At 29.3% G+C, this 1,612-nt stretch carries 2 protein-coding genes; one reads left to right on the top strand and one right to left on the bottom strand.

The genetic code is table 11. From position 1 onward, the window contains the following. Positions 1 to 81 precede the first annotated feature (81 nt). The gene (locus KTQ83_RS11690) at positions 82 to 495 is read right to left on the bottom strand and encodes a hypothetical protein (RefSeq protein ID WP_117925477.1); all 414 of its coding nucleotides are present in this window, start codon (positions 493 to 495) and stop codon (positions 82 to 84) included. A 33-nt stretch (positions 496 to 528) separates the two neighbouring features. Here KTQ83_RS11690 and KTQ83_RS11695 point away from each other — a divergent pair, with 33 nt between their 5' ends. Further along, on the top strand, positions 529 to 1,497 hold the full coding sequence (locus tag KTQ83_RS11695; RefSeq protein ID WP_217256514.1) for a serine/threonine-protein kinase: 969 nt from the start codon (positions 529 to 531) through the stop codon (positions 1,495 to 1,497). Positions 1,498 to 1,612 lie beyond the last annotated feature (115 nt).

A 1,612-nucleotide genomic window follows, 5' to 3' on the forward strand; every position in this document is an offset into this window, starting at 1 on the left:
TCGACAGTTTTTCACATACCGCATTCCCCTGTTCCGAAACCAAAATCTTAATATACAAGAAATGAGAAATCATTTCTTTTTTTAGTCCAACAACTCTAACCTATACTCCATCAAGCACTCATTAGTTTCATATACACTCTTATGATTTTCGATACAATAAATCAATAATGCATCTCTTTTTACCTTTGGATACAACATCCCATTATTCGATAATGACAATAAGTTATTTGTCATACGCAAATCTAAACCTAATCCCAAACTTAACTGAATCACCTTATCTTTATTGGGAACCTTTGATCCATCAAAAATCTGATATCCATAATTTCTTTGAATTGTCGTCTTCGATAATACTTGTGCCTTAGATATATGCTTAGCATCAATGATATGATTTAAATACTCTGAAAAAGTTAAATCATCTAGACTTTCCATTAAAGTATTTAATCCATCACTCTTTGTTTCTTGAATTGTTTTTAATAATTGATTTGTCTCTACCATAATACTTATAATATACACAAGAAAGAGCAATTTATGAAGACTTTACAAATAATTAAACAAGATCAAGATAAAACAATTTCATTAGTAGAACATGAAACAACACACACTAAATATATCCAGAAAGAATTGAATTATTATGATAAAACACTTTATCAAACACTTCAAAAGATTAAGAATCCATATCTACCTAAGATTTTTGTGATCCAAGAAAATGACAATCATTTAACTTTAATTGAAGAATATATTGAAGGAAAAACATTAGATCAACAATCCTTTTCAAAAGAACAAGTTAAAGACATCACGCATCAATTATGCGAGTGTTTAGATTCATTACATAAGTTAAATCCACCAATTATTCATCGTGACATCAAACCAGAAAATATTATTTACCATGATAATAAGGTTACACTCCTTGATTTTGGCATTGCTCGTTTTCTAGATTCCAAGAAAAGTAAAGACACTCTTATTTTAGGCAGTGTTGGCTATGCAGCACCCGAACAATTTGGTTTTCAACAATCCAATCCACAAACAGATATATATGCCTTAGGTAAATTAATGAACTACTTATTAAATGGTTCTTTAGAACATCAAAACAATATCCCATTTGATTTAAAACAAGTCATTTTAAAGGCAACACAATTAGATTATAAGAATCGCTATAATTCTGTGAAAGAAATGGATCTAGCCATTCAACAAAAACTAGTTGTTATTCCACCATTTAATAATGACACATTCAAATCTAAGATGATCAGTCTTGCCTGGATCACATTTACGCTTATGATTGTGGTAGATATGGAGCCAGGTGAAACCATCAATAATAGCTTTATCAATAAACTGAGTTGTTTTGTGTTTATTTATTTCGGGTTATTCCTTTACTATAATAAAAATCTATTCCATAAACACATGTCTAAAGTACCATGGCCAATCCTTTATTCCATTATTTTCTTTCTATTTTTATGTTTAGATGTATGGTTTTTTATGTGGATTGATTCCCTGATTTAAATGTATGCTCATGGCATACCAAACATCTTTATATATTTCTTATACTAAAGAAAAAGAAATGGCTCTGTCACAACAAATGGTTGATTTTTGACGAGAAATAGCGTATAATAATAGT

The sequence above is a fragment of the Holdemanella porci genome (assembly GCF_019052655.1).
Taxonomy (GTDB): domain Bacteria; phylum Bacillota_I; class Bacilli_A; order Erysipelotrichales; family Erysipelotrichaceae; genus Holdemanella; species Holdemanella hominis.

Bases quoted from the DNA above. Each gene is read 5' to 3' on its own strand.
- KTQ83_RS11690 (WP_117925477.1), bottom strand. From the start codon at position 495: ATGGTAGAGACAAATCAATTATTAAAAACAATTCAAGAAACAAAGAGT.
- KTQ83_RS11695 (WP_217256514.1), top strand. From the start codon at position 529: ATGAAGACTTTACAAATAATTAAACAAGATCAAGATAAAACAATTTCA.